This window comes from Streptomyces sp. WELS2 (genome assembly GCF_013870595.1).
GTDB lineage: Bacteria > Actinomycetota > Actinomycetes > Streptomycetales > Streptomycetaceae > Streptomyces.
In genome coordinates this window covers 1-4102 of sequence record NZ_JACBWZ010000582.1, presented here as the reverse complement: position 1 = coordinate 4102, position 4102 = coordinate 1, and the positions used below count along the sequence as shown (strand labels likewise).

At 74.4% G+C, this 4102-nt stretch carries 1 pseudogene; it reads right to left on the bottom strand.

Annotated features, from left to right (window positions below):
* Positions 1–3157: 3157 nt before the first annotated feature.
* Positions 3158–4102 (bottom strand): annotated as a pseudogene (locus H5J33_RS26080) (aldehyde dehydrogenase family protein); the annotation flags it as partial.

The following is a 4102-nucleotide window of genomic DNA, read 5'->3' as shown; positions in this document are numbered from 1 at the left end:
CCGCGCTGCTCCGCCTCGCGGGCCTGATCGCCTTCGACGCCCGGTGTCTGCCGGAGGTCCTCGCCGAGCACCTCGCCGTCTCCGACGCGGTGGTGCCGGGCGAGGTGGTCACCGTGCTCCGGGACGCCTTCTGGGACCTCGACCAGGACGGGAACACCCCCGCCTCGCTGCATCTGGACGCGGTCTGCCCGCACCCGGCGATACACGCCGCGCTCGCCTCGGTCGTCGAGGACGCGGACGACCTCGGCCATCAGCTGCGGGAGTCGGCCCGCCACCTCCCGCGGGACGAGTCCGCGTTGCTCGGGGCGCTGCCCGCGCGGTTGTCCGACCACCGGCTCCGCCCGGACCGCACCCGTGGCACGGACGCGTACGACGTGCCGCTCGCGCGGTTCTCGCTGGCGCAGACCGAGGTCCGCCGCCTGCTGATGGGCGAGAAGCTGTACGACGGCGAGCCCGCGCTCGCGCTGCGGGAGCTGTACCAGAACGCCATGGACGCCTGCCGCTACCGGGAGACGCGGGCCAGGTACCTGCGTGCCCTCGGCAGGGAACCGGCCCCGTGGGCGGGCCGGATCCGGATCGAGGCCGGCGAGGACGACCGCGGACGCTACGTCGAGTGTGTGGACAACGGCGTCGGCATGACCGTCGACCAGCTCAAGAACACCTTCACCCGGGCCGGCCGCCGCTTCGACCAGTCCCCCGCCTTCCGCCGCGAGCAGGCCGCCTGGCTGCGGCACGACGGTTCGCTGCGGCTGTACCCCAACAGCCGTTTCGGCATCGGTGTGTTCAGCTACTTCATGCTGGCCGACGAGATGTCCGTCGTGACCCGGCCGGTCGGCACGGACGGCCGCCCCGCCGGGAAGGCCTGGCGCGTGGAGATCCCGGTCAGCGGCAGCCTCTTCCGGGTACGGGAGGACGACGAGCAGGGCGGGACGATGCTGCCCGAGGGCGGCACCAGTGTGCGGCTGTACCTGCGGCGCGCCGGTGCGCTGCCCGACGACTCCGCCGTCTCGGTGCTGCGTTCCCTGGTCCTGCTCAGCGAGTTCCACCTGGAGGTGCGCGACCAGGACGGCACCGGGGAGACCTGGCAGCCGGGGCGCCTCAAGACCGGCGAGGGGCCGGGCGAGTTCTCCACCCGGTTCGTCATCGAGGCCGTGCCCGGCACGTTGTGGTGGGTGTCGGGCAACGGGGCGATCGTGAACGACGGCATCGCCACGGACCAGCGGCCCTTCGGCTACGTGCTCAACCTGTCGGGCCCGCACGCGGGAGAAGTCAGCGTCAACCGCAAGAAGCTGGAGAAGTACGACGTCCTGTGGGCCCACGAGCAGTTCGAGCGGGGCGCCCACGCCCTCGCCGGCGGGGCCGCGCCGAGCCTGAAGTGGCTGTGGGAGATGGAATCCCGTGAGCCCTCGATCGCCCGTGTGCTGGGCAAGGCCCTGCGCGGACGCGGCGTCCTGGTGTCGGACGACCTCGGCCGGCGGGTGGATCTCGACGAGGTCGGCTGGTTCAGGCTGGACAACTCCCTCGACGACCGGGGCGGGCACAAGGAGAAGGAGCTCGCGCGGGCGGTCCGGCCCTGGCGGCTGGCCGTCCTCGGCCCCGGGTTCCGGACCCGGGACCAGGCGGTTCCGCTGTCCCTGGCGGGCCACCCCGTCCCGCGGCCGGGCTGGTCCGACATCGCGACGAACGTCGGTGGCGACTGGCGTGCCGCGGTCCAGGCCGCCGACAGACAGGACACGACGGTGGCGGAGGTGCTGCGCGTGACGCGTGGCCTGCGCCTCGCACATCCGCGGCTGGCCGGACCCGCCGTTCTCCGCGACGGCGACCTGGAATGGAAACCGTCCTTCGTCGACTGGTGCGTCATGCAGGGGCTGCTGGGCAGCGAGCGCGATCCGCTGGACGGGCTAAGGATCAGCGTCTGGGGGCGGCCCCTGCCCCGCAAGCGGCGGGTCGCCGACGAGATGTACTACCGGCACGCCCCGGACGATCTCTCCGGCATCGTCCGCGCCTCCGCCCGCTTCGACAAGCCCCTCGGCGAGCTGGCCGAGGCGTGCGCCCGGTACGCGCCCTTCGTGGGACGGCCCCTGGGGGACGTCCCGGACCGTCACCGCGACCACGTCTGCACGGCGGACGAGCTGAAGCTCCTCTACCTGAAGGAGGACGAGCACCGGGCGCGGCCCGCGATCCACCCCTGGGACGTACCACTGGTGGCCGCCGCCACCGGCCTCGGCACGGCCGAGGTGACGCGCCGGACGGCCGACTTCGCCTGGCTGGGCCGCCCCACGCCCGATCCCGTCCTGGCCGCCCGGTGGGACGCCGTGTCCCCGGAGGTGTTCCCCGTCCTGCGCCACTACATCGGCCACGACGGTGCGGGCCGCCCCGTGCTGCCCTGGGCCGCCACGGTGGAGCTGGCCGCGGAGTCGGAGCTCACCGTGTGGGAGGCCGAACGCGTCCTGGCCCGCGAGACGGAGGGCCTCGCGGTGGTCCTCCGCCGGCGCTACACCAGGCGCTCGCCCGGCCGGGACGTGGTCCCCTCCCCCGACACGGGCAACCTCGTACGGTGGCTGCACGACGCGGGCGTCCGGCTGGAGGACGGCGTCTCGCTGCGCGACCTGGCGTTCGTCCGCTCCCACGAGATGTCGTGGGAGGAACTGTCCTGGTACGCCGACGAGTTGCGGGCGGCCGGGGTGCGGCTGCCCGACGCCGGACGCCTGCTGTGCGCCTGGGACGACCTGCCGACGCCCAGCAGGTACGCGTTCTCCGGGGAGGATCCCAGCTGGGTGGGCGCCGACTATCCCGTACCGGCCACCTCGGCCGTGCTCTTCAGCGGCAGTCAGCGGCTGCGGCAGAAGCTGTCGGTGCTGTGGGACACCGCGCACCGGGAGGCCGGGAACCTCGGGCTGGACGCCGGCCTGGTCGCCCCGCGCCCGCCCGAGGAGCTGGGGGAGTTCGCCCCGACCTGGCACGAGACGGCGGTGCTGATCGCCGCGGACCCGGACGAGGACCTGGACCACGAGTGGTGGGAGACGCCCCGCTGGACCCCGCTGACCGCGTACGGGCTCGTGACCTACGCCCGCGCCCGCAACCTCGGCGCGCGGGCGGCGTACCGGGCGCTGGCCCCGCTGCGGGCCATCGGCGCGCTCGTACCGGAACTGTCCGAGGAGGGCCAGCCGTTGACCAGGACCCGCCCGGCCAGCGGGGTCAGCTCGGCGAGCAGCTCCGGTCCCCGGCCCTGGCCGGCGGCCTCCTGCGAGGAGAGCTGGACCGTCGCCGTGAGGTTGCCCGGGAGCCGGGACAGGACGGCCTTGGCCTCCTGCTCGTCGGCGTAGCGGGCCACCACCGTGACCGGCCCGAAGCACTCCTCCAGGAGCAGGTCGTGCTCGCCCTCCTCGGCCAGCTTCGCCGCCGGCACGGTGAGGAAGCCGGCGCTGACGGTGTGCTCGCCGCCCTCGCCCGGCGTGACGGGCGCGTCCACGTCGGGCAGCTGGGCGCGTTCGGCCACGCCGGCGACGAAGTTGTCCCGCATGCGGTGGTCGAGCAGCACCCCGGCCTCGGTGCCGGCGACGGCGTCGGCCAGCGACTTCACCAGCTGGTCGCCGGCCCCGCCGGAGGGCACCAGCACCAGTCCGGGCTTGACGCAGAACTGGCCGACGCCGAGGGTCATCGACCCGGCGAGCCCGCCGCCGATCTCCTCGGCCCGCTCGGCCGCGGCGGCCTCGGTCACCAGGACCGGGTTCAGCGAGCCGAGTTCGCCGTGGAACGGGATCGGCACCGGGCGCGCGGCGGCGGCGTCGAACAGCGCCCGGCCGCCGCGGACGGAGCCGGTGAAGCCGGCCGCGGCGACCAGCGGGTGCTTGATCAGTTCGATGCCGGCCTGGAAGCCGTGCACCAGGCCGACGACAGCCTCGGGGATGCCGTGTTCGGCGGCGGCCCGGCGCAGCACCTCGGCGACCCGCTCGGACAGCGCCGGGTGGTCGGGGTGGGACTTGACGACGACGGGGCAGCCCGCGGCGAGCGCGCTCGCGGTGTCGCCGCCGGCGACGGAGAAGGCGAAGGGGAAGTTGGAGGCGGAGTAGACGGCGACGACGCCGAGCGGCACCTTGTA